At 69.0% G+C, this 25,008-nt stretch carries 23 protein-coding genes; 15 read left to right on the top strand and 8 right to left on the bottom strand.

Going from position 1 to position 25,008, the window contains the following annotated elements:
* Window positions 1-15 precede the first annotated feature (15 nt).
* Window positions 16-3,144: an efflux RND transporter permease subunit gene (locus M8009_RS01825; protein ID WP_250059057.1), complete on the bottom strand. Its 3,129-nt coding sequence runs from the start codon at window positions 3,142-3,144 to the stop codon at window positions 16-18.
* Entirely contained in the window at window positions 3,141-4,379 is a 1,239-nt protein-coding gene (locus tag M8009_RS01820) for an efflux RND transporter periplasmic adaptor subunit (RefSeq protein WP_250059056.1), read from the bottom strand. The genes M8009_RS01825 and M8009_RS01820 overlap by 4 nt, the downstream gene beginning before the upstream one ends.
* A 167-nt stretch (window positions 4,380-4,546) precedes the next feature.
* Between M8009_RS01820 and M8009_RS01815 the strand changes: the two genes are divergently transcribed.
* Together M8009_RS01815 and M8009_RS01810 are read left to right on the top strand one after the other, a co-directional pair.
* A complete protein-coding gene (locus tag M8009_RS01815) occupies window positions 4,547-5,818 on the top strand; it encodes an ATP-binding protein (RefSeq protein WP_250059055.1) in 1,272 nt (423 codons plus the stop codon).
* A gap of 43 nt (window positions 5,819-5,861) precedes the next feature.
* Entirely contained in the window at window positions 5,862-6,401 is a 540-nt protein-coding gene (locus tag M8009_RS01810) for a response regulator transcription factor (protein ID WP_250059054.1), read from the top strand.
* A gap of 99 nt (window positions 6,402-6,500) precedes the next feature.
* Here the strand turns inward: M8009_RS01810 and M8009_RS01805 are convergent, their stop codons facing one another.
* Complete coding sequence (locus tag M8009_RS01805; RefSeq protein ID WP_250059053.1) at window positions 6,501-7,271, bottom strand: 3-hydroxybutyrate dehydrogenase; 771 nt, start codon at window positions 7,269-7,271, stop codon at window positions 6,501-6,503.
* Window positions 7,272-7,393: 122 nt separating this feature from the next.
* Window positions 7,394-7,828 carry a [NiFe]-hydrogenase assembly chaperone HybE gene (gene hybE, locus M8009_RS01800; RefSeq protein WP_250059052.1) on the bottom strand — a complete coding sequence of 145 codons (435 nt, stop codon included), beginning with the start codon at window positions 7,826-7,828 and terminating at the stop codon, window positions 7,394-7,396.
* Window positions 7,829-7,950: 122 nt separating this feature from the next.
* Here hybE and M8009_RS01795 point away from each other — a divergent pair, with 122 nt between their 5' ends.
* From M8009_RS01795 to M8009_RS01775, 5 genes are all read left to right on the top strand, one after another.
* Window positions 7,951-8,769, top strand: coding sequence for an inositol monophosphatase family protein (locus tag M8009_RS01795; protein ID WP_250059051.1), 819 nt, complete (start codon window positions 7,951-7,953; stop codon window positions 8,767-8,769).
* A 133-nt stretch (window positions 8,770-8,902) separates the two neighbouring features.
* On the top strand, window positions 8,903-9,172 hold the full coding sequence (locus M8009_RS01790) for a GrxA family glutaredoxin (protein ID WP_250059050.1): 270 nt from the start codon (window positions 8,903-8,905) through the stop codon (window positions 9,170-9,172).
* A 103-nt stretch (window positions 9,173-9,275) separates the two neighbouring features.
* On the top strand, window positions 9,276-10,247 hold the full coding sequence (locus tag M8009_RS01785; protein WP_250059049.1) for a bifunctional enoyl-CoA hydratase/phosphate acetyltransferase: 972 nt from the start codon (window positions 9,276-9,278) through the stop codon (window positions 10,245-10,247).
* Window positions 10,244-10,420, top strand: coding sequence for a hypothetical protein (locus M8009_RS01780; RefSeq protein WP_250059048.1), 177 nt, complete (start codon window positions 10,244-10,246; stop codon window positions 10,418-10,420). The genes M8009_RS01785 and M8009_RS01780 overlap by 4 nt, the downstream gene beginning before the upstream one ends.
* Before the next feature lie 106 nt (window positions 10,421-10,526).
* Complete coding sequence (locus M8009_RS01775) at window positions 10,527-11,294, top strand: VOC family protein (RefSeq protein ID WP_250059047.1); 768 nt, start codon at window positions 10,527-10,529, stop codon at window positions 11,292-11,294.
* A 183-nt stretch (window positions 11,295-11,477) separates the two neighbouring features.
* On the opposite strand, the gene M8009_RS01770 is transcribed toward M8009_RS01775, so the two are convergent.
* The gene (locus M8009_RS01770; protein ID WP_250059046.1) at window positions 11,478-12,140 is read right to left on the bottom strand and encodes a CoA transferase subunit B; all 663 of its coding nucleotides are present in this window, start codon (window positions 12,138-12,140) and stop codon (window positions 11,478-11,480) included.
* 84 nt (window positions 12,141-12,224) lie between these two features.
* The gene (locus M8009_RS01765) at window positions 12,225-12,926 is read right to left on the bottom strand and encodes a CoA transferase subunit A (protein WP_250059045.1); all 702 of its coding nucleotides are present in this window, start codon (window positions 12,924-12,926) and stop codon (window positions 12,225-12,227) included.
* A gap of 183 nt (window positions 12,927-13,109) precedes the next feature.
* Between M8009_RS01765 and M8009_RS01760 the strand changes: the two genes are divergently transcribed.
* The 6 genes from M8009_RS01760 (at window position 13,110) to M8009_RS01735 (ending at window position 18,335) form a co-directional block, all read left to right on the top strand.
* Window positions 13,110-14,015 (top strand): LysR family transcriptional regulator, encoded by a 906-nt coding sequence (locus M8009_RS01760; RefSeq protein WP_250059044.1) that lies wholly within the window; start codon window positions 13,110-13,112, stop codon window positions 14,013-14,015.
* 72 nt (window positions 14,016-14,087) lie between these two features.
* Entirely contained in the window at window positions 14,088-14,960 is an 873-nt protein-coding gene (gene yihG, locus M8009_RS01755; protein WP_250059043.1) for a 1-acylglycerol-3-phosphate O-acyltransferase, YihG family, read from the top strand.
* Window positions 14,906-15,853 carry a M23 family metallopeptidase gene (locus M8009_RS01750; protein WP_250059042.1) on the top strand — a complete coding sequence of 316 codons (948 nt, stop codon included), beginning with the start codon at window positions 14,906-14,908 and terminating at the stop codon, window positions 15,851-15,853. The genes yihG and M8009_RS01750 overlap by 55 nt, the downstream gene beginning before the upstream one ends.
* Before the next feature lie 139 nt (window positions 15,854-15,992).
* A complete protein-coding gene (locus M8009_RS01745) occupies window positions 15,993-17,153 on the top strand; it encodes a glycosyltransferase family 4 protein (RefSeq protein ID WP_250059041.1) in 1,161 nt (386 codons plus the stop codon).
* Window positions 17,125-17,667, top strand: a complete 543-nt coding sequence (locus M8009_RS01740; protein ID WP_250059040.1) for a phosphatase PAP2 family protein — start codon at window positions 17,125-17,127, stop codon at window positions 17,665-17,667. Before M8009_RS01745 ends, M8009_RS01740 begins: the two co-directional genes overlap by 29 nt.
* A gap of 38 nt (window positions 17,668-17,705) precedes the next feature.
* Window positions 17,706-18,335: an alpha-ketoglutarate-dependent dioxygenase AlkB family protein gene (locus M8009_RS01735; protein ID WP_250059039.1), complete on the top strand. Its 630-nt coding sequence runs from the start codon at window positions 17,706-17,708 to the stop codon at window positions 18,333-18,335.
* 108 nt (window positions 18,336-18,443) lie between these two features.
* On the opposite strand, the gene gcvT is transcribed toward M8009_RS01735, so the two are convergent.
* Entirely contained in the window at window positions 18,444-19,553 is a 1,110-nt protein-coding gene (gene gcvT, locus M8009_RS01730) for a glycine cleavage system aminomethyltransferase GcvT (protein ID WP_250059038.1), read from the bottom strand.
* A gap of 75 nt (window positions 19,554-19,628) precedes the next feature.
* On the bottom strand, window positions 19,629-21,026 hold the full coding sequence (locus M8009_RS01725) for an alanine/glycine:cation symporter family protein (protein WP_284047696.1): 1,398 nt from the start codon (window positions 21,024-21,026) through the stop codon (window positions 19,629-19,631).
* Window positions 21,027-21,566: 540 nt separating this feature from the next.
* Between M8009_RS01725 and gcvH the strand changes: the two genes are divergently transcribed.
* Together gcvH and gcvP are read left to right on the top strand one after the other, a co-directional pair.
* Window positions 21,567-21,959: a glycine cleavage system protein GcvH gene (gcvH, locus tag M8009_RS01720; RefSeq protein ID WP_250059037.1), complete on the top strand. Its 393-nt coding sequence runs from the start codon at window positions 21,567-21,569 to the stop codon at window positions 21,957-21,959.
* A 144-nt stretch (window positions 21,960-22,103) separates the two neighbouring features.
* A complete protein-coding gene (gene gcvP, locus M8009_RS01715; RefSeq protein ID WP_250059036.1) occupies window positions 22,104-24,998 on the top strand; it encodes an aminomethyl-transferring glycine dehydrogenase in 2,895 nt (964 codons plus the stop codon).
* The last annotated feature ends 10 nt before the right edge of the window (window positions 24,999-25,008 follow it).

The following is a 25,008-nucleotide window of genomic DNA, read 5'->3' as shown; positions in this document are numbered from 1 at the left end:
CGCGGGTCGACAGCCTCATGCCTGCTGCTCATCGGGCACGTCTTCACTGCGGCCGAGTCGCTCGCGCAGCCGCTCCAGGTAGCTGAGCAGCACCGGGATCACGGCGAGCACCAGCAGGGTCGAGAAGGCCAGGCCGAAGGCGATGGAGACCGCCATGGGGATGAGGAACTGCGCCTGCAGCGAGGTCTCGAAGAGCAGCGGCAGCAGTCCGCCGATGGTCGTCAGCGAGGTGAGCAGAACGGCGCGGACGCGCTGCACCACCGCCTCGTTGAGCGCCGCCTCGATGGCCAGCCCCTGATGACGCTGGTGGCGGTAGAAGGCCACCAGGATGATGGCATTGTTGACCACGATGCCCGAGAGGCCGAACAGCCCGAACAGCGAGAGCATGGTCAGGTCGAGGCCCAGCAGCCAGTGCCCCAGCAGGGCCCCGACCAGCGCCAGCGGGATGATCGCCATGACGATCAGCGGCAGGCTCCAGGAGGCGAAGACCCAGGCCAGCACCACGTACATCAACCCCAGGCCGATCATCAGCCCGGTGCGCATGTCGGCGAAGGTCTCGCGCTGGTCGGCGGCGCGCCCCTCGAAGCTGTAGCGCAGGCGGTGGGTGCTGGCCAGGCTCGGCAGCACCTCGGCGGAGACGGCATCGAGCACGCGCTCGGCGGAGGTCGTCTCGGTGTCGAGCTCAGCGGTGACCTCCACCGCCAGGCGACCGTCGGCATGGCGCAGCGCCTCGAAACCCTGGCGATGGTCGAGGGCCATGATCTGGTCGAGTGGCACGAAGCGCCCGTCGGGGACGCGCACGCTGAGCCGCGACAGGGTCGAGAGGCGCTCGCGCTGTGCCCGGGGCAGCAGCACCCTCACCTCGATCTCGTCGGCGCCGTCCTGGTAGATCTGTACCAGCCGGCCGTCGAAGGCATCCCGGAGCTGCCGGCCGAGGTCGGCGGTGGTCAGCCCGAGGGCCTCGCCCTGGGCGTTGACGCGGTAGATCAGCTGTTCGCGTCCCCAGGGCATGTCGTCCTCGGTGTCGAGCACGCCGGGCAGCTCGCGCAGCGAACGGGAGAGCGACTCGGCGGCGGCCTTGAGGGCGCCCGCCTCCTCGCCGGTCAGGCGGATATTGACGTCCTTGCCCGGCGGGCCCGCGGCACGCTCGTTGATGGTCAGGTTCTCCAGCCCCGCCGGCTCGGCCAGCCGCGAGCGCCAGGCGCGGATGAACTCGGCATTGCGCACGTCGCGGTCGTCGGAGGGGGTGAGCTCCACCATCATCGAGCCGAGGTTGTCGCCGCTGCGCGCCTGCCTGCCGCTGGCGAGCGTCGCCCCGTGGCGGGTCACGACGTGCTGCACCAGGTCGCCCCCCAGGGCCTCCTCGGTCTCCTCCAGGGCCGCCTGCATGTGCGAAAGCAACTCATCGACGCGCGCGCTGTCGGTGCCTGACACGAAGCTGGCATTGGCGTAGAGCACGTTGGGCTCGGGCGTGGGGAAGAAGTTGAACGCCAGGCGCCCGCCGGCCAGCAGGCCCAGGGTGAAGAGCACCACCGCCGCGGCCGAGGCCAGGGTGGCGGCGCGGTGGCGCAGGGTCAGCGCCGAGAAGCGCCGGAAGGGCCCCTCGCGGAAGTGCTCGAAGGCCGCCTCGAAGCGCTCGCGCGGGCGCGAGGGCGGGTGGCGCCGCGGCGTCCGGCCCGGCACGAAGGCATTGCGCAGGTGGGCCGGCAGCACCACGAAACACTCCAGCAGCGAGGCGATGAGCACGCAGATCATGATCACCGGGATATCGCCGAGGATGTTGCCGATCACGCCCCCCACCAGCAGCAGCGGCATGAAGGCGGCCACCGTGGTCAGCGACGAGGCCAGCACCGGCCAGAACATGCGCTTGGCCGCCCCTTCGGAGGCGTGCCGGGCAGGCTCGCCCAGTCGAAAGTGGGCGTCGGCATCCTCGCCCACCACGATGGCGTCGTCGACGATCACCCCCAGGGCCATGATCAGCGCGAACAGCGACATCATGTTGATCGACCCGCCAATCCCCCAGAACACCGCCATGGCGGCCATGAAGGCGGTGGGAATGCCGATGGCCACCCATAGCGCCACCCGGGCGGGCAGGAAGAAGTAGAGCAGCAGCAGCACCAGCAGCAGGCCACCGAGGCCGTTGCTGATCAGTAGCCCGATACGGTCGGCGATCAGCTGCCAGGTCTCGTCATGGACCTCGAGCTCCACCGTGGGCGGCAGCTGGGGACGGGTCTCTGCCAGCCAGCTCTCCAGCACCTCGGCCGCCTCCAGGGAGTGGCCATCCTCGCTTCGCTGCAGCATCAGCTCCACCGCCGGGGCGCCATCTCGGCTCAGGGTCACCTGCTGCTCGCGGGACTCCTGGCGAATGGTGGCGATGTCGCCCAGCCGCAATTGTACTCGCTCACCACTGAGCACCGGCAGGTCGGCGAAGGCCTGCTCATCGCGGCGCTGCTCCACGGCACGCAGCTCGCGGGTGCTGTCCTGCTGGCCGAGCAGCCCCGCCGGCAGGTCCCGGGACATGCCCTCGACCCGCTCGGCGATCTGGGCAAGGCTCAGCTGCAGCCCCTGGAGGCGTTCCGCGGGTACCTCGATGCTGATCTGCTGCTCGGGCAGGCCACTGATCTCCACCCGGTCGATGCCGCGCTGCAGCAGCTCGTCCTCGAAGCGGTTGGCCAGGTGACGCAACGCCTCGTGGCTCACGTCGCCATGCAGCAGCAGCCGGGCTACCGGCTCGTAGCGGGCGGCCCGGGCGACCCGCGGCGCCTCGGCATCGGCCGGCAGGCTGGTGAACTCGTCGACCTGCTGGCGGACGTCGTCCAGGGCCAGGACCGGGTCGCTGCCCTCGGTGAACTCCAGGGTGATGCTGGAGACCCCCTGGGCCGAGGTGGAGGTCATCCGCTTGAGACCATCGAGGCTGCGCAGGCGCTGCTCGAGGGGCACGGTGATGCCCTGCTCGATGTCCTCCGCCGAGGCGCCGCTCCACACCGTGCGCACGCTCACCACGTCCAGGGCGAAGCTGGGGAAGAACTGGATGTTCATGCGCGACAGGCCCAGCACCCCGCCGAGCAGCATCACCAGCATGACCAGGTTGGCCGCGACCCGATGGTGGACGAAGAAGCCGATCAGGCCGCGCCGACGGCTCATGGCCGCTCCCCGTCGCCGGTCTCGGCGGCCTCGACCCTCAGGCCCTGGATGGCATTGGGCAGGTGGGTGGTGATCACCCGGTCGCCCTCACCGAGGGCCTCGCCGCTGACCAGCGCCCAGCGCTCCCCGTCATCGCGGAGGACCTCGCCATGACGGGTCACCGTCAGGCGACGCATCCGGCCCGCGTCGTCCATCAGGTAGAGGGCATCGTTGCCATAGAGGGCGCTGTCGGGCACCGGTACGCTATCGGGCACCGGGGGCCTTCCCAGCGACACGGCCAGCAGGCTGCCGGGACGCAACTCGGCCCCGCCGGCCGCGAGGCGGAAGATCGCCTCGGTGCCGGCGGGGTCACTCTCCCCCGCCAGCCCGACAAGCACGAAGCGGGAGCCGTACTCGCCACTGGCCTCGAGCGGCACGTCACCGGCCAGGGCATCGAGCAGCTCGGCCTGGTGACGCCGGGGGATGAGTGCCCGCAGCTCCAGCCCCTCCTCGGGATAGACGCTGAGCAGCTCGCTGCGGGCGGCCACCTGATCGCCCGGGGCCACCCGGATGCGCGTGACGATGCCGTCGAAGGGTGCCTCGACGCGGCTGCGTTCGGCATCGCGACGCGCGGCGGCCAGGGCGGCCGAGGCACGCGCCAGGCCGGCCTCCAGGCCCTCGAGGCGGGCGGGGTGCTCGGCGATGGCGCGCTCCCGGGCCGCCACCGTCACCCGGGCCCGGGCCAGCTCGTTGCGGGCCGCATCCAGGTCAGACTGGGAGGCGAGGTTGCGCCCCACCAGGGAGCGGGTGCGCTCGAGCTGGCGATTGGCGGTTGCGAGCAGCTCCCGCTCGCGCTCCAGGGTGGAGAGGTCGCTGTCGTGGCGCACCCGCTCGCTCGCCAGCTGGGCCCGGCGATCGGCCACCTCGGCCTCGGCCTGCGCCAGCGGCGGGCGGACGTCTGCCTCGTCCAGGGCCACCAGCCGCTCGCCACGGGCGACCCGCTGCCCCTCGCGCACCGGCCGCTCGGCGATCCGTCCGGCCAGCGGCGCGGTGACGGTGAGCATCTCGGGGGCCGTCACCTCGCCATAGAGCGGCAGGACCGGGGCATGACGACCGGGCATGGCGACCAGGGTCTCGACCCGCCAGCTGCGCTCCTCCGGGGTGACGCTGGCACTCTCCGGCCGGGTGGCCCGCAGCCACAGGAAGGCCGCCACGCCGAGGACCAGGATCAGCAGGGGAAGCAGGCGTCTAAGCATCGAACCAAGTTCCAATGGTAATATCAATAGTCCCCAATATACCGCCATCGGCAGGGAGTTGTCCGCGCCCCAGGGCGACGGGCGACACTGTGCCTCAGGGGGGACAGCCCGGGCCCAGCGTCCTGCGAATCGGGTATCATCGGGCCAACGCATCCCACGGAGTCACCATGCCAGCCGCCCTGCCCCTGCCACTCTCCACGCCCAACCGCAACCTGGTGCGGCTGACCATCGTGCGCGGCATCACCTGGACCGGCTTCCTGGCCGCGATCATCTTCGGCATCGAGCTGCTGGGCTTCTCGCTGGAGGTGCCCGCGGTGATCGCGGTGATCGTCGCCATGGGGGGAATCAACATCGCCACCTGGTGGCGCATGGGCCGCCCGCGAGCGGTGACCCACGGCGAGTACCTGGTCCACCTGCTGATCGACGTGACGGGTCTGACATTACTCTTCTATTTCACCGGCGGCTCCCACAACCCCTTCATCAACTACTACCTGGTGCCGGTCACCATCGCCGCGGCGACCCTCCCCTGGCGGCATGCCTGGGTGATCGCCGCCGCCTCCATGGCGGCCTACAGCTTCCTGATGGTGGCCTATCAGCCGGTACCGCAATTCGCCCAGGGCCACGGCGGGGCGAGCCTCAGCCTTCACGTGCTGGGCATGTGGCTCAACTTCGCCCTCTCGGCGGGACTGGTCACCTTCTTCATCTACAAGATGGCCCGCGCCCTGCGCAGTCGCGACCAGGCGCTCTCGCGCACCCGCGAGGCCGCCCTGCGCAACGAGCAGGTGCTGGCCGTGGCCACCCAGGCGGCGGGGACCGCCCACGAGCTGGGCACGCCGCTCTCCACCATGGCGGTGCTGCTCAGCGAGATGCGCGAGGACGCCAGGGAGCAGCCGGCATTGCTCCGCGACATCGAGCTGCTGCGCCAGCAGGTCGATACCTGCAAGTCGCGGCTGCGCCACCTGGTGGAGAGTGCCGACCGCCGACGCATGGCCGAGCCGGAAGTCCACGATGCCCAGGTCTGGCTGGCCGGGGTGGTCCAGCGCTGGCTGGTGCTGCGCCCCGATGTCAGCCACCACCTGGAGGTCGCCGAGCGACGTGGCCACCCCTGGCTGGCGGTGGATGCCACCCTCGACCAGGCACTGACCAACCTGCTCAACAACGCCGCCGACGCCAACCCGGACGACGTCACCATCCGACTCGACTGGAACGGCGACGAGGTGATCATCGACATCCGCGACCACGGCCCCGGGGTGGCGATGTCCATCGCCGACCAGCTGGGCGAGACCTTCGTCTCCACCAAGAGCAAGGGGCTGGGCATCGGCCTCTTCCTGACCCACGCCACCATCAACCGCTTCGGGGGCGGCGTGAGCCTGTACAATCACCCCGAGGGCGGCACCCTGACCGAGGTGACCCTGCCACGCAGCCAGCCCGAGCCCTGACCCACGACGGTTGCCGGACCCCGTGACCCCCTGCGAGGACAACATGCAAGAGACCGCCGAACGCCTGCTGATCATCGACGACGACGAGATGTTCTGCCACGTGCTCAATCGTGCGCTGAGCCGCCGGGGCTTCGAGGTGCTGGTGGCCCATGACGCCGCCCAGGCCCTCTCCCTGGCGCGACGCCACCAGCCCCAGCTGGCCACCCTGGACCTCAAGCTGGAACACGAATCGGGACTGAAGCTGCTGCCGGAACTGCTGGAGATCGTGCCGGAGTGCCGGGTGGTGGTGCTGACCGGCTACTCGAGCATCGCCACCGCGGTGGAGGCGATCAAGCTGGGAGCGGTGAACTACCTCTGCAAGCCGGCGGATGCCGACGAGGTGCTGATGGCGCTGTCGCGGGCGGAGGGCGACCCGGAGACCGAGGTGGCCGACAATCCGCCGTCAATCAACCGCATCACCTGGGAGCACATCCAGAAGGTGCTGCAGGAGCACGACGGCAACATCTCCGCCACCGCCCGGGCGCTGGGAATGCACCGCCGCACCCTGCAGCGCAAGCTGCAGAAGCGACCGGTGCGGCGCTAACGCTGCAAGCGGCCATCAGTGTGTGTTGCTCCCAAAAAAGCAAACCCCGAGGCCACGGCCTCGGGGTTTGCTTGTAGCTTGGCGCTTGTAGCTCGGCGCTTATTGGGCCGTCCACCCCAGGTCGATATTCCAGCTGGCCCCGGTGACGGCCCCGGCGAGGTCGGAGGCCAGGTAGCCGACCAGTTCGGCCACCTCCTGGGGTTCGATAAGGCGCTTCACGGCCGCATTCTTGAGCATGATCTGCTCGATCACCTCCTGCTCCTCCATGCCGTGCATCTTGGCCTGGTCGGCGATCTGGTTGTCCACCAGCGGCGTCTTGACGTAGGCGGGACAGATGGCATTGGCGGTGATGCCCTGGCTGCCGCCCTCCAGCGCCGCGGTCTTGGTCAGGCCGATCATGCCGTGCTTGGCACTGATGTAGGCCGACTTGCCCGGCGAGGCCACCTGGGCATGAACCGAGGCGATGTTGACGATGCGCCCCCAGCCGTTCTCGCGCATGGAAGGCCAGGCAGCCTGGGTGAGCAGGAAGGGCGCGGTGAGCATCAGGTCGATGATCTGGCGCCACTTGGCTTCGGGGAACTCCTCGATGGGCGAGACGTGCTGGATGCCGGCGTTGTTGACCAGGATGTCGACACGTCCGAAGCGCTTGATCACCTCGGCCACCGCCGCCTTGCAGGCCTCGCCGTCGGTCAGGTCGGCCTCGAAGAAGGCGGCACCCGCCTGCTCGGCGACCTCCTTGCCTGCCGGGTTGAAGTCCACGGCCAGCACCTGGTGGCCCTGCTCGCAGAAGTGGCGGACCACGGCCTCGCCGATGCCGCTGCTGGTGCCGGTGACCAGGGCGATGCGGGGGGTGGAAGCGTTGGCGGTCATGCGTGACTCCTCTGTCCTGTGAACCGGGCCGTGAGGGCGCCGGGCAGGCCCCTCAGGGGCCCGGGGTGGGATTGTCGATCTCCGCCACCAGCATAAGGCGGATGACGCAGCGCGTCATCCGCTCAGGAGGTCGGTGGATCCGGCGTCATGACCCGCTCCATCAGCTGCTGGGCGAGACGGCTGCCGGCCTGCAGGGAGCCGACGTCGGAGAGGTCGTCGAGCAGCTCGCAGCGCCACCACCAGTCGGCCTCGCCCAGGGGTTCGAGCACGAAGGGATAGCGGCCGGAGGGCAGTGCCAGCGTCAAGTGCGTCGCTGCGGGCCGCGACACGGACGCTTCGTCGAGCACCAGGGCCAGCGAGAGCGAGACGGGCGTGATCAGGGCCCCGAGCAACCCGCGGCGACCGTCCTCGAGCGGGTGAGGCTGGAAGCAGAGGGCATCCACGCCCAGCCGCGGGTTGAAGCGGGGCTCGCGCTTGGCGGCCTTCAGGTGGCAGTGGCGCCAGGCCTCGGCCAGCTGGCGCAGCCGGGCATACTGGTCGGCAGTCAGTGCCTGCATGGTGTCCTCCAGGGCGACGGGGCGCCAGTATAGCCGCCGCACTGTTACCTTCGCACCAGGCATTCGGCAGGGGCATGGCGAGCTGCTAGCATGAAGGGCCGATTCCCTGCCGAGGAGCCACCATGACCCCCGCCCAGCGACTGGAGATCGCCGTCGACATCGCCCACGAGGCCGGCCGGATGATCGTCGAGGCCCGTGAGCGCCAGGTCTTCGGCCATCGCTACAAGCATGGCCACGAGCTGGTCACCGATACCGATGTCGAGGTGGATACGCGCATCGGCGAGCGCCTCGAGGAGCACTTCGCCGGTGAGGCGCGCCTCAGCGAGGAGCTGGCCCCGGACCGGACGGCGCTGGCCAGCCCCCGGGCGCTATGGGTGGTGGATCCCATCGACGGCACGGTCAACTTCGCCCATGGCCTGCGCCATGTGGCGGTGTCCATCGGCTGGGCCAGCCAGGGCCGCACCCGCCTGGGGGTGGTACATGCGCCCTTCCTGGGCGAGACCTTCACCGCACTCGACGGCCAGGGCGCCCGGTGCAACGGCGAGGCGATACATGCCAGCCGCACCACCGAGATCGCCCACGCCCTGGTCGGCACCGGCTTCCCCTACCGCCGCGATAGCCGGCCGCCGCTGATGCGTCGCCTCAGCGCCGTGCTGGCCCACTGTCAGGACGTGCGTCGCAACGGCTCGGCGGCCCTGGACCTGTGTGACGTGGCCTGCGGCCGACTGGATGCCTACTACGAGAGCGTCTCCCCCTGGGATTGCGCCGCCGGCTGGCTGATCGCCCGGGAAGCGGGCGCCCGCACCGGGCACCTCTATCCCGGCCCGGCTGGAATTCCCGAGGACCTCTACGGCGAGAACCTGCTGGTGACCAGTCCCGGCCTGCATGCCGCGCTCGGCGACCTGCTGCGCCGGGCCGACGCCGGGGAGGTCGAGCCCTGAATGCCGCGATAGCGGGGCGCCATCACCGCATCAGAGGGCGACTATTGGCGAATCGTCGCCTGCTGCGTCACACTAGCGGCGATTTTTTCCCCGAATCCCTCTTCACGCACCCTGCCGTGCAAGGAGTCACTGCATGTTCGTCGTCATCTTCGGTCGCCCCGCCTGCCCCTTCTGCGACCGTGCCAAGGCCCTCGCCGCCCGGCTCGAGAGTGCCGGCGCCATCGAGGGTCACCGCTACGTCGATATCCATGCCGAAGGCATCTCCAAGGCCGACCTGGAGAAGACCATCGGCAAGCCGGTGCATACCGTGCCGCAGATCTTCGTCGACCAGGCCCATGTCGGCGGCTTCACCGAGTTCGACCGCTACGTGCGTGACCAGGCCCTGCTGACCGTCTCCGGCTGAGCCGCCAGCCCAACGCCCCCGACGCCGCCGCCCACCCGGGTGGCGGCGTCGTCGTTTGCCGCGGTGCTACCCTTGGAGCAGTCCCCCTGCCCCGGAGCCGACCATGGACCATCCCCTCACCGCATCCGACCCCGACCGCCACTGGCACCAGACCGGCGCCCAGCACCGCCGGCTCATCGAGGCCACCCGCGACCTGTCACCGCTGCGTACCGCGGTGGTCCACCCCTGTGACGCGCCGTCGCTGGCCGGTGCCCTGGCCGCCTGGCGCGAGGGGCTGATCGAGCCGCTGCTGGTCGGCCCCCGGGCCCGCATCGAGGCCACCGCCGCGGAGCTCGGCGAGACCCTCGAGGCGTTGCGGCTGATCGACACGCCCCACAGCCATGCCTCGGCGGAGCGGGCCGTACGCCTGGCCGCCGACGGGGAGGCGGAGGCATTGATGAAGGGGGCCCTGCATACCGACGAGCTGATGAGTGCGGCGGTCGCCCGGCAGGCGGGGCTGCGAACCGAACGCCAGATGAGCCATGTCTATGCCCTCGACGTCCCCAGCTACCCGCGGCCGCTGCTGATCTCCGACGCCGCGCTGCACATCACGCCGGACCTGGCCACCAAGGCCGACATCATCCAGAACGCCATCGACCTGGCCCGGGCCATCGGCATCGACCGCCCCCGGGTGGCCGTGCTCTCGGCGGTGGAGACGGTACGCGCTACCCTGCCCTCCACCATCGAGGCCGCAGCGCTGTGCAAGATGGCCGAGCGTGGCCAGATCCAGGGCGGCGTGCTCGACGGCCCGCTGGCCATCGACAACGCCGTCTCCCTGAGCGCCGCCCGCCAGAAGGGGCTCGACTCCCTCGTGGCCGGCCAGGCCGACATCCTGATTGCCCCGGACCTCGAGGCCGCCAACATGATCGCCAAGCTGCTGATCCACCTGGCCGGCGCCCAGGCCGCGGGCCTGGTGGCGGGCGCCCGGGTGCCGATCATGCTCACCAGCCGCGCCGACGACGTGGACACGCGGCTGGCCTCCGCCGCCCTGGCCCAGCTGCTGGTGCGCCGTCAGGGTGAAGGGGCCGCCCCATGAGCCGGGTCCTGGTGCTCAATGCCGGCTCGGCGACCCTCAAGTTCGGGCTCTACGAGGAGGCGGAGTGCCGGCTGCGCGGCGTGGTGGAGCGCATCGGCAACGCCCCGGCGTTGCGGCTGGTCAGCGGCGCGCTCTACGGCGACGGCATCCGAGCCTGCCTCGGCTCGGGATGAGCGCGCCACCACGAACGTCTTCCCCGCGTTGAATGCCGCAGCGGACCCGCTGCCTATACTGCGGCGTGCAGGCGCACAGGGCATCTCGACAGAGGGACAAGGCACGATGCAACGGGACGAGTTCGTCCAGCAGCTGTGGCTGGACTATATCCACCAGCATCCGGACGTGGGAGGACTGCGGCTCTGGCCCTTGGAGGCGCCGGCGGAGTACCTGGCGCTCCTGACCCTGAACCATGGCCCCTGGGCCATGGAGGCCCTGCTGCCGACCCTGGCACGCTACGGCTATCGGCCGCACCAGCGCTACGCCATGGCCGATCGCGGCCTGCTGGCCACCCTGCTCACCGCTCCGGACGACGGGGCCTGGGTAGTGCTCGCCGAACTCCAGCTCGGCACCCTGTCGCGCCAGCCCCGTGAGCGCCTGCAGCAGCTGGTCGGCAACGCCGACCCGCGCGAGGCCCGCAGCCAGGCGCTGCTCTGCCACGGCCGCCCCTGGCCGATGCCTGACTGGGCCACCTATCAGGCCCTGCACCAGGCCCATCCCCTGGCCGGATGGCTCGCGGTGATGGGGCCACGGATGCATCACGCCGGCTTCGACTGCCAGCGCCTGGGTCACGACATCGTCGTGCTGGACGACCAGCTGCGTCAGGCCGGCCTCACCGGCAGCAGCGACCGCCACCATGGCCTCTTTCCCGTCTCGCCGCTGCTCGACTACCGCTTCTATGCCACCAGCTCGAGGCGCCTGGCCTTCGCCGAAGGCGACGAGCATCGCATCGGGCTCGGCGGGCTCGCTCTCGTCCAGAAGCAGGTTAGCGCCAACCAGGAGCGTGCCGCCGAGCTCCTGTTGCCCCACCACACGCGCTGCGAGCTCTCCTGAGCCCGTTCATCCACAGAATCTGTGGATAACGCTGTGCATCATCCCCATTGAAGGGCATCCCGGGCGGGCGACCAGGGGGCCTGGCCCGGAATGGTCAGTTTTTCGACAGCCCACTTGCCGCCGCCCAGACGAGAGCGGCCCGGACACGAGTCCGGGCCGCAGGCCTTGCCGACAACGGGGAGATCAGGCCTCGAAGGTCATCTCCGGGACGTGGTCGGGTACCACGAGCTTACCCGCGGTCAGCGACTTGATCTCCTCCACGGAGACGCCCGGGGCGCGCTCCTTGAGGTGGAAGGCGCCATCCTTGATCTCCAGGTAGGCGAGGTCGGTCAGCACCCGGTTGATGCAGCCCGCGCCGGTCAGCGGCAGGTTGCAGGACTCGAGCAGCTTGGACTCGCCGTGCTTGGAGGCATGGGTCATGGTACAGATGATGTTCTCGGCGCCGGCCACCAGGTCCATGGCGCCGCCCATGCCCTTGATCAGCTTGCCGGGGATCATCCAGGAGGCGATGTTGCCGTTCTGGTCGACCTCGAAGGCCCCCAGCACGGTCAGGTCCACGTGGCCGCCGCGGATCATGGCGAAGGACTCGGCCGAGGAGAAGATCGCCGCCCCCGGACGCGCCGTGACCGTCTCCTTGCCGGCGTTGATCATGTCCGGGTCGACCTCCTCCTCGGAGGGATAGCGCCCCATGCCCAACAGGCCGTTCTCGGACTGCAGCATCACATCGATGCCGTCGGGGATGTAGTTGGCCACCAGCGTGGGGATGCCGATGCCCAGGTTGACGTAGAAGCCATCTTCGAGTTCGCGCGCCACGCGCATTGCCATCTGTTCGCGAGTGAGTGCCATCTTGTTGCCTCTTGTGGTCGGTGGAGAAGCGGTTGCAGGAAGCGCCGGCGGGTGGTTACCGGTCATCACGGACCCAAAGCGCGTTCACCCCTCGCGCACGGTGCGCTTCTCGATGCGCTTCTCGAAGGTGCCCTGGATGATGCGGTCGACGTAGATCCCCGGGGTGTGGATCTGGTCGGGCTTGAGCTCGCCCGGTTCGACGATCTCCTCGACCTCGACCACGGTGATCTTGCCCGCGGTGGCCGCCATCGGGTTGAAGTTCTGGGCGGTGTCGCGATAGACGACGTTGCCGTAGCGATCGGCCTTCCAGCCCTTGACGATGGCGAAATCCCCCACCACCGACTCCTCGAGGATATAGTGGCGACCATTGAACTCGCGCACCTCCTTGCCTTCGCCGATCGGCGTGCCATAGCCGGTGGCGGTGTAGAAAGCCGGGATACCGGCCCCGCCGGCACGCATCTTCTCCGCCAGGGTGCCCTGGGGGGTGAGGACCACCTCGATCTCGTCGTTGAGCATCTGCTTCTCGAAGAGCGCGTTCTCGCCGACGTAGGAGGCATGGATGCGGCGGATCTGCTTGTCCTCCAGTAGCACCCCTAGACCGAAGCCATCGACGCCGCAGTTGTTGGACCACACCGTCAGGTCCTTGACCCCGCGTCGCTTGATCTCGGCGATCAGGTTCTCGGGAATGCCGCAGAGGCCGAAGCCGCCAGCGATCACGGTCATGCCGCTCTCGATGCCGTCCATTGCCTCTTCGTAGGAGTACACACGCTTGTCGAATCCAGCCATAGTGGCGCCTCGCGTTGTTGTGGAGTGAATTGTGGAGTGAATTGTGGAGTGAGTTATGGAGTGAGTTATGGAGTGAGTGGGCAGAATGTCAGGCCAGTGTTGCCGCTGCCAATATATTTGTTAAGTTTGTTTTATTTATCGATTGATCCGTTTCGCTGATAAATTTGACCTTGGTAGCATGCCATGACCGTCAAGCAACTGCGCGCCTTCCTCGCCGTGGCCCGGACCCTGAGTTTCACCCAGGCCTGCGAGCACCTTCACATCTCCCAGCCGGCCCTCAGCCTGGCGATCAAGGGACTCGAGGAGAGCCTGGGCGGTCGCCTGCTGATCCGCAGCACCCGCAGCGTACGGCTCACCCCGGAGGGCGAATCGCTGGTGCCCCTGGCCAAGCGCCTGATCGCCGAGTGGGACAACACCGAGGAGCTGCTGCGCCAGCGTTTCACCCTGCAGCTCGGCCGCCTGGCGGTGGCCACCATGCCTTCCTTTGCCAGCAACCTGCTGCCCCCCGCCCTGCGGGTCTTCCGCCAGCGCCATCCGCGGGTCAATGTCACGGTACATGACGTGATCAACGAGCAGGTAATCGAGATGGTGCGCGCCCGTCGGGTCGAGCTGGGGCTGGTGTTCGAACCGGAGGCCACCGGCAGCCTCTCCTTCACCCCCCTGTTCCGCGACCGCTTCGTTGCCGTGGTGCCGGCCGACTCGCGCCTCGCCGAGCGAGCGCGGCTCGGCTGGCCGACGCTGATGACCCGCGACTTCATCGCCCTGCAGCGCCCCTCCATGGTGCGCCGGCTGCTCGAACAGGCACTGGAGAGTCGCGGCCTGACCCTGCCCGCCGCCTTCGAGTGCCACCAGCTGGCTACCGTGGGGCGCATGGTCGCCAGTGGCCTGGGCGTCAGCGCGGTCCCGTCGCTGTGCATTGCCCAGATGCAGGAGCTCGGCGCCGTCTGCGTGCCCCTCGATGACCCGGTGATCGAGCGCGATGTCGGCGTGCTGACATGGAACACCCACGAGCTGTCGGTGGCGGCCCGAGCGCTCAAGAAGGTACTTGCCGAGACCATACGCACCCCCGGTCTCGCCGCGACACGTTGACCTCGACCGCTGGGCAGCCCGCGGCCGATCCATTAGCATGGGCCGCTCGTGAATCCGGCCAAGGAGACAGGCATGCCGACCCTCAGGGGGCTCGTCAGCATCCTGCTGCTGACTCTCACCACCCTCGCCTGGGGGGTCCCGCTGATCCTGCTTACCCTGGTCAAGCTGGTGACTCCGGGGCGCCGGCTGCGTCGGCGGGTGCTGACGGCCCTCAACGGGGTCGCCCTCAACTGGGTGGGCAGCAACCTCTGGTGGATGCGCCGCTGGCTGAGGCCGCGGCTCGAGATGACGCTGCCCGAGGAGCTCTCCCGTGACCAGTGGTGGCTGGTGCTCTCGAACCATCGCAGCTGGACCGATATCTTCCTGCTGTTCTTCGCCCTGCACCGGCGCATTCCGATGCCCCACTTCTTCGTCAAGCGTCAACTGATCTGGATCCCCATCGTCGGCCTGGCCTTCTGGGCCATGGAGTTCCCCATGCTGCGCCGCCTGACCCGTGAACAGCGGGAGCGCAACCCCCAACTGGCGCGCCGCGACCGCGAGGCCACCGAGCGCATGTGCCGCCACGCCCGGGAGCGCCCCATCGCCATCTACAACTTCGTCGAGGGCACCCGCTTCACCCCCGCCAAGCAGGCCGCCCAGGACGCCCCCTATCGCCACCTGCTGAGGCCCCGCGCCGGCGGCATCGCCCAGGTGGTGGGCCTGCTCGGCGACCGCCTCGGCGGCATCCTGGATGTCACCCTGCACTACGAGAATCCCGACCCCAGCTTCTGGGGCTTCCTCTGCGGCCGCGAGGGACGGGTGCGGCTGGAGGCCCGGCGCCTGGCGGTGCCAGCCTGGATGCTCGAGGGCGACTATCACGACGACACGGACTACAAGGAACGCTTCCAGTCATGGCTCAACGCCCTGTGGCAGGACAAGGATCGCCGTCTCGACGCATCGCCCTGAGCCTGTTGCTGGTCAGCCTGGCACTGCTGCTGGCCGGCTGTGCCGGACGCGGTGGCGAGGGCCGAACGGGCGAGGAGATCGCCGGCGAGTGGATCACCATCCAGCGCGGCGACACCCTGGGCGAAATCGCCCGCCGCGCCGAGGTGCCCCTGGTGCGCCTGGAGCGCTTCAACCCCGGCGTCGATGCCCGGCACCTGGCGGTGGGCCAGCGCCTGCTGGTCCCCGGACGTGACGAGCGGGCCCCCTCCGGCGGCCCCTACCGCTACCGGGTACGCCCGGGAGACACCTACAGCGCCATTGCCCGGCGCTTCGGCGGTCGCGCTGACCGGATCCAGGCGGCAAACCCCGGCATTACGCCCACCAGCCTCAAGGTCGGCCAGCTGCTGCAGGTGCCGCTGGGGGGCCGGCAGGCCGCCTCCACGGGCACCCGGGAAGGCGGCACTGGAAAGCGCGATACGGCCAGCAATCGCCCATCCAACCCGCCGGCGGGAAAGCGCCTGCCGGACCCCGGGAACCTGCCCCCCTCCGCACGGGGCTGGCCCTGGCCGCTGGAGGAGTACCGGGTCGAGCGTGCCTTCGGTGCCGACGGGCGCGGCACCCTGCAGCCCATGCTGCTGGCCACCGGGCGAGGAAGCCGGGCCCGCGCGGTAGCCGATGGCGAGGTGCGCTTCGCGGACAGCATGCGACAGCTCGGCCAGGTGGTGATCGTCCACCATGCCGACAACCTGCAGAGCGTCTATGCCCTCTGCGCAAGACCGCTGGTGGCCAGCGGCGACGCGGTAACCCGCGGGGTGCCGGTGTGCGAGGTCGGCCAGCAGGATGGCCATCCGCGGCTGCTATTCGACATGCGCCATGGCGGCAAGCCCATCGATCCTGCCCGGGTGCTGCGCTGACGGAGGCACGCTGCCTGGCGACGGATGGCCGTTCCGCCGTCATGTCTTCTTCATCGCCGTGACGCGCCGCTGTCATGGCCACCCGGCATCCTCGTGCGGTGTCAGCCCCCTGTGGGCCTGCCACCGCACGAGGAGCCCCATGCGCATCTGCCTGGTCAGTGAAACCTGGTCCCCCGAGATCAACGGCGTCGCCCATACCCTCGACCAGCTCAGCACGGAGCTGCGTCGACGCGGCGTGGCTCTTCAGCTGATCCGTCCCCGGCCGGCAAACGGCGCCGCGCCGCGTGTCGAGGGGATGGAGACGGAGCTTCGGGTGCGCGGGCTGGGCCTGCCCGGCTATCGCCAGGTGCGCATCGGCCTGCCGGCCACGGCGGCCATCCAGCGCCTGTGGCGCCAGCAGCGCCCGACGGCCGTCTACCTCGCCACCCAGGGGCCACTGGGCTGGTCGGCCCTGCGCGCTGCAGAGCGGCTGAGCATCCCGGTGGTCAGCGGCTGGCACACCAACTTCGACCACTACTGCCGCGACTATGGCCTGCCCTGGCTGGCGCCGCTGGTGCTGCGACGCCTGCGCCACTTCCACAACCGCACGGTCGCCACCCTGGTGCCGACCCGGGCCCAGGCCGAGGCGCTTGCCGGCCGCGGCTTCACCAGCGTGCGGGTCATGGCGCGCGGCATCGACGGCGAACGCTTCTCGCCGGTCCATCGTGACCCGACCCTGCGCGCCGCCTGGGGCAGCGATGCCCATCGCCCGGTAGCGCTCTATGTCGGACGCCTCGCCGCCGAGAAGAACCTCGACCTGCTGCGCGACACCTTCACGGCGATGCTCGCCGCCCGCCCGGATATCACCCTGGTGGTGGTCGGCGACGGCCCGGGGCGGGCCGCACTGCAGCGTGCCCTGCCCCAGGCCCACTTCGCCGGTTTCGTCGACCGGGAAAGCCTGGTGCGTCACTACGCCAGTGCCGATCTCTTCGTCTTCCCCTCCGTCTCAGAGACCTGGGGCAACGTGGTGCTCGAGGCCATGGCCAGTGGCCTGGCCGTGGTGGCCTTCCGCCATGCAGCCGGCGCCGAGCTGATCGAGGACGACCTCACCGGCGTCAGCCTGGCGGTGGGCGACGAGGCCGGCTTCCGGGAGGCCGCCGCGACCCTCTGCCAAGAGCCGGCCCGCTATGCCCGTCTGGGTCGGGCCGCCAGGGAGCGCGCCTTGGCATACCGCTGGTCGACGATTGCCGATACCTTCCTCGCTGCCCTGGCCCAACCCCGGGAGAGCCACGATGAAGCCGCATCCACCTGCCGTGTTTGAACGCCTCGACCTCATCGAGTGGCAGCTCTGCCGGCGCCTGGCCGGCTTCAACGTCCACCCGCCCTGGCTGGCCCTGCTGCGGCTTTCCAGCAGGCTGGGGGACTGGCCGCTGTGGGTCGCACTGATCCTCGCCCAGCCGCTGCTCCACGCCCCCGGCAGCGGCCAGCGGATGGCCCAGTACACCGTCACGGCCCTGGTGGCCATCGGCATCTACCGGCTGCTCAAGACCCGCCTGTGTCGCGAGCGCCCCTTCATCACCTTCCGCGGCATCATTCGCTGCAGTGAGCCCGCCCGGGACCGCTACAGCTTTCCCAGCGGCCATACCATGCATGCGGTGCTGTTCTGTGTGCTGACCGCCGCCCATAGCCCCTGGCTGCTGCCGGGGCTGGTCCCCGTCGCCCTGCTGATCGCCGTGTCGCGGGTGGGCCTGGGGCTGCACTACATCAGTGACGTGGCCGCCGGCGCCCTGCTGGGGATGGGTTTTGCCCTGGCCAGCCTGCAGCTGGCTGGCTGAGGCTGGCCGCCACCCGGTGGCGATGGCATCCTGACGAAATGTCTTCGTCTCGTGACCTGCCGGGCGAGCCCCTGCTCGACTCGCCTTCCCTGACCCTACTCACCGGCCTGCTCGGTGAGCCCGAAGCGAGCCGGCTGCTGACCCAGCTCGATCGGGGGCTGGCGTGGCAACGCCCGACATTGCGCCTCTACGGACGCGAGCACCCGATCCCGCGCCGCCAGCTCTGGATGGGCGACCCCGACGCTCGCTACCGCTACTCGGGGCGGGACTTCCTGCCCGAGCCCTGGCATCCTGCGGTGGCGGCGCTGCGGGACCGAGTGATCAGCGCCCTGGCAGAGGCCGGCACCCCGGCCCGCTTCAACAGCGTGCTGCTCAACCGCTATGCCGGCGGCGAGGAGCGGATGGGCTGGCATAGCGACGACGAATCCGAACTCGGCCCCGACCCGCTGATCGCCGCGCTGAGCCTGGGGGTCGAGCGACCGTTGCGCTTCCGCTGGAAGGACCGCTCGCGCGAGGCGTTCAACGTCTGGCTACCTCATGACAGTCTGCTGATCATGGGCTCCGGCGTGCAGGACAGCCTGCAGCATGCCCTGTTGCCACGACGCCTGTCCGGGCTGCGCATCAGCCTGACGTTCCGCCTGGTGTACCCGGCGTCGTCGCCTGCCTGACACGCGGCAGCCCCCGATTGCGGTCCATCACACGGAACGGCCACCCCGGATCGGGATGGCCGCTGATGGGTCTTGAGGTAGATAACGGTATAAGAAGACGAGCCGGCATTACCCCCGGTGGTAGCCGGGCGTGACGAAGGGCATCTTGCTCACCGTCATCGGCAGGCGCTTGCCGCGCACCTCGGCATACACCGTGGTGCCGACCTCGCTGGCCTCGATGGCCACGTAGCCCATCGCCACCGGCCGGCCGACGCTGGGACCGAAGCCCCCCGAGGTCACCTGGCCCAGCAGGTTGTCCTCGGCATCATAGAGCTCGGCCCCCTCGCGGACCGGGGCGCGGCCCTCGCCAAGCAGGCCCACCCGCTTGCGGCGATGGTCCTTCTCCGCCACCTGGTGCAGGATCAGGTCGGCGCCGGGGAAGCCGCCGGCGCGCTCGCCGCCGCGGCGCCGCGGCTTGCCGATGGCCCAGATCAGCCCCGCTTCCACCGGGGTCGTCGAGGTATCGATATCGTGGCCATAGAGGCACAGGCCCGCCTCGAGACGCAGCGAGTCCCGGGCCCCCAGCCCGATCGCTTCGACCTCCTCCTCCGCCAGCAGCCGGCGCGCCAGGGCCTCGGTGTCCTCGGCGGCCACCGAGATCTCGAAGCCGTCCTCGCCGGTGTAGCCGCTGCGGCTGGCCCACACCTCGATGCCCTCGATGGTGAAGTGGCCATGCTGCATGAAGACCATCTCGCAGGCCTCGGGGCACAGGCGCTGCATCACCTCGGCCGCCGCCGGCCCCTGCAACGCCAGCAGGCCGCGGTCGACCTCCTCCACCTCGTGGTCGGGCAGGCCGCGGCGCAGGTGGGCGATATCCTGTTCCCGACAGGCGGCATTGACCACCAGGTAGAGATGGTCGCCGGCGTTGACCACCATCAGGTCGTCAAGGATGCCGCCCTCCTCGGCGGTGAACAGCGCATAGCGCTGCATGCCCTCGGCCAGCCCGACGATGTCCGCCGGCACCAGGGTCTCCAGCGCCTCGGCGGGCGCAGGGCCGCGCAGCAGGATCTGCCCCATGTGGGAGACATCGAAGAGCCCGCAGGCACGGCGGGTGTGCTCGTGCTCGCGCTTGACCCCCAGCGGGTACTGTACCGGCATGTCGTAGCCGGCGAAGGGCACCATCTTGCCCCCCAGCTCCACGTGCAGGGCGTGCAAGGGGATATGCTTGAGTTCACTCATGTCGTCATCACTCATGGCGTGGGGGCCAACGCAAGAGAGGTGTCCCTCGGGACACCTCTCCGGCGTGACACACCCTCAGGATTTATCGTGGTCCAGCTCCTCGCCCGGCAGTATCTCCTTGCCGTCGAAGTAGTCACGGGCCAGCTTGAAGACCACCGGCGACAGCAGCGCCAGGGCGATCAGGTTGGGAATGGCCATCATGGCATTGAACACGCTTGCCAGCACCCAGACAAGATCCAGGTTCGCCATGGCCCCGAGCGGGATCGCGATAATGAACAGCACCCGGTAGAGCATGATCGAGCGGGTACCGAACAGGAACTGGAAGCATTTCTCGCCGTAGAAGGACCAGCCCAGAATCGTGGTAAAGGCGAAGACCGCCAAGGCAAAGGTCACCACATACTCGCCGACACCCGGCAGTGCCAGGTCGAAGGAAACCGCGGTCAAACGCGCACCGGTCTCGCCTCCGCTCCACTCGACACTGGTGAGAATCACCAAGGCGGTGATGGAGCAGACGATAATGGTATCGATGAAGGTGCCCAGCATGGCGATCAGGCCCTGGCGGACCGGATTCTTGGTCTGCGCCGCGGCGTGGGCGATGGGCGCGCTGCCAAGGCCGGCCTCGTTGGAGAAGATACCGCGCGCCACACCGAACTGGATTGCCATGGCCACCCCGGCACCGGCGAACCCCCCTGCCGCCGCGATGGGATTGAAGGCATGGTAGAAGATCATGCTAAACGCCTCGCCGATCTGGCCTGCGTTAAGAATCAGCACGATCAGGCCGGCCAGCACATAGGCGATCCCCATGATCGGCACCAGCTTGCCCGCGACCTTAGCGATACGTTTGATACCGCCGAGGATGACAGCCCCGGCCAGTACCATCAGGATCAAGCCCGTTAGCCAGTGAGGCATTCCCAGCGACTCACTCAGTCCCTCAGCCACCGAATTGGACTGCACGGTGTTGCCGATGCCGAAGGCCGCCACCGCGCCGAAGAAGGCGAAGGCGCCGCCCAACCAAAGCCATTTCCTGCCCAGGCCATTCTTGATGTAGAACATCGGCCCGCCGACGTGGTAGCCGGTGCTGTCGGTCTCGCGGTAGCGCACCGCCAGCACCGCCTCGGCGAATTTCGTCGCCATGCCCACCAGCGCCGTGATCCACATCCAGAACACCGCCCCCGGGCCACCCAGGAAGATGGCGGTCGCCACGCCGGCAATATTGCCGGTGCCGATGGTGGCGGAAAGCGCCGTCATCAGTGCATTGAAGGGCGAGATCTCACCCTCTTCTTCCTTGGTCTTCTTTTTCTCGCCCGGTAACGGCTTGCGGTCACGCCCCTGCCACATCAGCTTGAAGCCGGTGCCCAGCTTGCGGATTGGCATCAGCTTCAGACCGGCCTGCAAGTAGATACCGACTCCCAACAGAAGGATCAGCATGGGAACACCCCATACGATGCCCTCCACCGAGCTCAAGAATGTCATTAATGCTTCCACGAGAGTCTCCCTAGATTGACGCTTGTTGTTGTGACCCGCCATTCACCGGGACGCCTGACCGACGGAAAGACGAAATGGCATGGACGGGCCAGGCTTCGACGAAAGATCGGTAGGACGAACGCCTTCACGATAGCGGATCCTGCCACTGATGCACCAGCCCGATGAGCCGGGAGAGCCACCTCAGCGGCATCGGTCACGATGACGCCACCTGTTTCCGATCGGAAACGCGGCAAGCCTACTGTCGGCAACGCCAGGGAGCAAGGGGATGGCGCCTGGCAGCATCCGGCCGCCTCCCGCGGCCCGGATCCCGCCCACGACGCCCCGTGCGGCTCGCCAGCACCCCGTCACCCCGCTGGCAGCGGGCCTCTCGCCAGGAGTGGCACTGGACGAACAGGGCCCGGCGGACCACCCTGTGAACGGGTCGAGGAGCGCCAGCTGCCGAACCGACCCACCGGGAGGACTCGCCAAATGCCGACAATGGCGTTAGCATTCGCGGATCCGAAAACCTTTTTCGTATAGGAAATCACGATGAGCTCTATCCCCGCCAACCTGCGCTATGCCGAAAGCCATGAATGGGTCCTCGACAATGGCGACGGCACCGTGACCATCGGCATCACCGACCATGCCCAGGAAGCGCTGGGCGACGTGGTCTTCGTCGAACTTCCCGAGGTGGGCCGCACCCTGGCCGTGGGCGACGAGTTCGGCGTCATCGAGTCAGTCAAGGCCGCCTCAGACCTCTACGCGCCGGTGGCCGGCGAGATCCTCGAGGTCAACGAGGCCCTCGAGGATGGCCCCGAGACCGTCAACGAGTCGCCCTACGAGGATGGCTGGATCATGAAGGTTCGCCTCGAGGACGCCAGTGTCCTCGATGACCTGCTCGATGCCGACGCCTACCAGGCAGTGGCCGCCGCCGAGGAGTGATCCTCACTCCGGCGCCCCGTCGGGCCGGTAAGTTCATGTCGGCCACTGATGCCATGGGGCGCCACGCCCGGCCTCGTTCATGACGGGGCCGGCCCATTTCGACGATTCCCGGGGCGAGGCCCCGTCACGCACACAGGGTGATCCATGGCTTTCGACAACCGCCGTCTGGCCGATCTGGCCGCTCACGATGCCTTCCTCCAGCGCCACAACGGACCGGCCGGCGCCGATGTGGACGGCATGCTCACCCCCCTCGGCATGGAGAGCCTGCCCTCGCTGATCGAGGCCACCGTGCCCGCCGGCATCCGCCTGGGGCGTGAGCTGGACCTCGACCCGCCGAAGAGCGAGGCCGAGGCCCTGGACTACCTGCGGCGCCTGGCCCGCCAGAACCGGGTCGTCAAGAGCTACATCGGGCAGGGCTACTACGACACCCACCTGCCGACGGTGATCCAGCGCAACGTGCTGGAGAACCCGGGCTGGTACACCGCCTACACGCCCTACCAGCCGGAGATCTCCCAGGGCCGCCTGGAGGGCCTGCTCAACTTCCAGCAGATGGTCATGGACCTCACCGGCATGGAGCTGGCCAACGCCTCGCTGCTCGACGAGGCGACGGCCGCCGCCGAGGCCATGGCGCTTTGCCGGCGCGCCAACAAGAAGGCGAAAAGCGATACCTTCTTCGTCGCCGAGGACGTCTTCCCGCAGACCCTCGACGTGGTGCGCACCCGCGCCGCCTGGTTCGGCTTCGAGCTGGTGGTGGCGCCGGCCGAGGAGCTCGCCGAGCATGAGGTCTTCGGTGCCCTGCTGCAGTATCCGGGCGACAGTGGCCGAGTCCGCGATCTGGCGCCGCTGATCAAGGCGGCCCACGAGCGCGGCGTGATGACCTGCGTGGTGGCCGATATCATGGGCCTGGTGCTGCTCAAGGAGCCGGGGGCGCTCGGCGCCGACATGGTGGTGGGCTCCTCGCAGCGCTTCGGCGTGCCCATGGGCTATGGCGGCCCGCATGCCGCCTTCTTCGCCACCACGGACAAGCTCAAGCGCTCGATCCCGGGCCGCATCATCGGCGTCTCCCGGGACAGCCGCGGCAACACCGCGCTGCGCATGGCCATGCAGACCCGCGAGCAGCACATCCGCCGCGAGAAGGCCACCTCCAACATCTGCACCGCCCAGGCGCTGCTGGCCAACATCGCCGGCTTCTACGCCGTCTACCACGGCGCCGAGGGGCTTCGCACCATCGCCTCGCGCATCCATCGCCTGACCACGATCCTCGCCGAGGGGCTCAAGGCCAAGGGCGTCGCCCTGGTCCACGACAGCTGGTTCGACACCCTGCGCCTGACCGGCGTGGATGCCGGCAAGCTCCACGGCCGGGCCATGACCCACGACCTCAACCTGCGCTACTTCGCGGGCGGCGACGTGGGCCTGAGCCTCGACGAGACCACCACCGCCCATGACCTGGACGTGCTGTTCGACGTGCTGCTCGGCGAGGAGCACGGCCTCTCGGTGCGCGAGCTCGACGACCGCGTGGTCACAGCCGGCACCAGCGGCATCCCGGCGGCCTGCCGGCGCGAGACGGACTTCCTGACTCACCCGACCTTCCGCCGCTACCACAGCGAGACGGAGATGCTGCGCTACCTCAAGCGCCTGGAGAACAAGGACCTGTCGCTGGCCCATGCGATGATTCCGCTGGGCTCCTGCACCATGAAGCTCAATGCCACCAGCGAGATGATGCCCATCACCTGGCCGGAGTTCGCGCGCATCCACCCCTTCGCGCCCCGCGACCAGGTGGCCGGCTACCGGCAGATGATCGACGAGCTGGCCGCCTTCCTGGTGGAGGTCACCGGCTACGACCATATCTCCATGCAGCCCAACTCCGGCGCCCAGGGCGAGTACGCCGGTCTGGTGGCGATCCGCCGCTACCAGGCCGCCGAGGGCGAGGGCCACCGCGACGTCTGCCTGATCCCGAGCTCCGCCCACGGCACCAACCCGGCCTCCGCCGCCATGGCGCGGATGAAGGTGGTGGTGGTGGAGTGCGACAGCGACGGCAACATCGACATCGACGACCTGCGCGCCAAGGCCGAGCGGCACCGTGACGCCCTCTCGGCGATCATGATCACCTACCCCTCCACCCACGGGGTCTTCGAGGAGAGCGTGCGTGAGGTGTGCGACATCGTGCATGGGCACGGCGGCCAGGTGTACATCGATGGCGCCAACATGAATGCCCAGGTGGGCCTGACCCGCCCCGGCGACTTCGGCGGCGACGTCAGCCACCTCAACCTGCACAAGACCTTCTGCATTCCCCACGGCGGCGGCGGCCCGGGCATGGGCCCGATCGGGGTCAAGGCCCACCTGGCGCCCTTCGTCTCCAACCACGTGGTAACGCCGCTGGAGGGCGTCGAGGCGAGCTGCGGCGCGGTCTCGGCGGCGCCCTTCGGCTCGGCCTCGATCCTGCCGATATCCTGGGCCTACATCAAGATGATGGGAGCCCGCGGGCTGCGCGAGGCCACCGAGCTGGCGATCCTCAACGCCAACTATGTGGCGGCGCGGCTCGAGGGCCACTACCCGGTGCTCTACAAGGGCCGCAACGGCACCGTGGCCCACGAGTGCATCATCGACATCCGGCCGCTCAAGGCCGAGTCGGGCATCAGCGAGGAGGACATCGCCAAGCGCCTGATGGACTACGGGTTCCATGCGCCGACCATGTCCTTCCCGGTGCCCGGCACGCTGATGATCGAGCCCACCGAGTCGGAGTCGCGCTACGAGATCGACCGCTTCTGTGACGCCATGATCCGTATCCGCGAGGAGATCGCCTCCGTGCAGCGCGGCGACTGGCCGGCGGACGACAATCCGCTGGTCAATGCCCCGCACACCATGGCCGACCTGATGGACGACACCTGGGAGCGCCCCTATACCCGCGAGCTCGGCGCCTTCCCCTCGGAGGCGGTCAAGGCGGCGAAGTACTGGCCGGCAGTGAACCGCGTCGACAACGTCTTCGGCGACCGGCAGCTGATCTGCTCCTGCCCGAGCATCGACGAGTATCGTGATTGAGGACGCGACT

The sequence above is a fragment of the Halomonas gemina genome (genome assembly GCF_023554995.1).
GTDB classification, from domain to species: domain Bacteria; phylum Pseudomonadota; class Gammaproteobacteria; order Pseudomonadales; family Halomonadaceae; genus Halomonas; species Halomonas gemina.
Note: the sequence above shows the minus strand (reverse complement) of the source record. Positions and strands in the feature narration are given on the sequence as shown.

Bases quoted from the DNA above. Each gene is read 5' to 3' on its own strand.
- M8009_RS01825 (WP_250059057.1), bottom strand. From the start codon at position 3,144: ATGAGCCGTCGGCGCGGCCTGATCGGCTTCTTCGTCCACCATCGGGTC.
- M8009_RS01735 (WP_250059039.1), top strand. From the start codon at position 17,706: ATGTCTTCGTCTCGTGACCTGCCGGGCGAGCCCCTGCTCGACTCGCCT.
- M8009_RS01760 (WP_250059044.1), top strand. From the start codon at position 13,110: ATGACCGTCAAGCAACTGCGCGCCTTCCTCGCCGTGGCCCGGACCCTG.
- yihG (WP_250059043.1), top strand. From the start codon at position 14,088: ATGCCGACCCTCAGGGGGCTCGTCAGCATCCTGCTGCTGACTCTCACC.
- M8009_RS01765 (WP_250059045.1), bottom strand. From the start codon at position 12,926: ATGGCTGGATTCGACAAGCGTGTGTACTCCTACGAAGAGGCAATGGAC.
- gcvP (WP_250059036.1), top strand. From the start codon at position 22,104: ATGGCTTTCGACAACCGCCGTCTGGCCGATCTGGCCGCTCACGATGCC.
- M8009_RS01820 (WP_250059056.1), bottom strand. From the start codon at position 4,379: ATGCTTAGACGCCTGCTTCCCCTGCTGATCCTGGTCCTCGGCGTGGCG.
- M8009_RS01775 (WP_250059047.1), top strand. From the start codon at position 10,527: ATGCAACGGGACGAGTTCGTCCAGCAGCTGTGGCTGGACTATATCCAC.
- M8009_RS01815 (WP_250059055.1), top strand. From the start codon at position 4,547: ATGCCAGCCGCCCTGCCCCTGCCACTCTCCACGCCCAACCGCAACCTG.
- M8009_RS01745 (WP_250059041.1), top strand. From the start codon at position 15,993: ATGCGCATCTGCCTGGTCAGTGAAACCTGGTCCCCCGAGATCAACGGC.
- M8009_RS01770 (WP_250059046.1), bottom strand. From the start codon at position 12,140: ATGGCACTCACTCGCGAACAGATGGCAATGCGCGTGGCGCGCGAACTC.
- M8009_RS01795 (WP_250059051.1), top strand. From the start codon at position 7,951: ATGACCCCCGCCCAGCGACTGGAGATCGCCGTCGACATCGCCCACGAG.
- M8009_RS01740 (WP_250059040.1), top strand. From the start codon at position 17,125: ATGAAGCCGCATCCACCTGCCGTGTTTGAACGCCTCGACCTCATCGAG.
- M8009_RS01810 (WP_250059054.1), top strand. From the start codon at position 5,862: ATGCAAGAGACCGCCGAACGCCTGCTGATCATCGACGACGACGAGATG.
- M8009_RS01805 (WP_250059053.1), bottom strand. From the start codon at position 7,271: ATGACCGCCAACGCTTCCACCCCCCGCATCGCCCTGGTCACCGGCACC.
- M8009_RS01780 (WP_250059048.1), top strand. From the start codon at position 10,244: ATGAGCCGGGTCCTGGTGCTCAATGCCGGCTCGGCGACCCTCAAGTTC.
- gcvH (WP_250059037.1), top strand. From the start codon at position 21,567: ATGAGCTCTATCCCCGCCAACCTGCGCTATGCCGAAAGCCATGAATGG.
- M8009_RS01725 (WP_284047696.1), bottom strand. From the start codon at position 21,026: ATGACATTCTTGAGCTCGGTGGAGGGCATCGTATGGGGTGTTCCCATG.
- M8009_RS01750 (WP_250059042.1), top strand. From the start codon at position 14,906: ATGGCTCAACGCCCTGTGGCAGGACAAGGATCGCCGTCTCGACGCATC.
- gcvT (WP_250059038.1), bottom strand. From the start codon at position 19,553: ATGAGTGAACTCAAGCATATCCCCTTGCACGCCCTGCACGTGGAGCTG.
- hybE (WP_250059052.1), bottom strand. From the start codon at position 7,828: ATGCAGGCACTGACTGCCGACCAGTATGCCCGGCTGCGCCAGCTGGCC.
- M8009_RS01790 (WP_250059050.1), top strand. From the start codon at position 8,903: ATGTTCGTCGTCATCTTCGGTCGCCCCGCCTGCCCCTTCTGCGACCGT.
- M8009_RS01785 (WP_250059049.1), top strand. From the start codon at position 9,276: ATGGACCATCCCCTCACCGCATCCGACCCCGACCGCCACTGGCACCAG.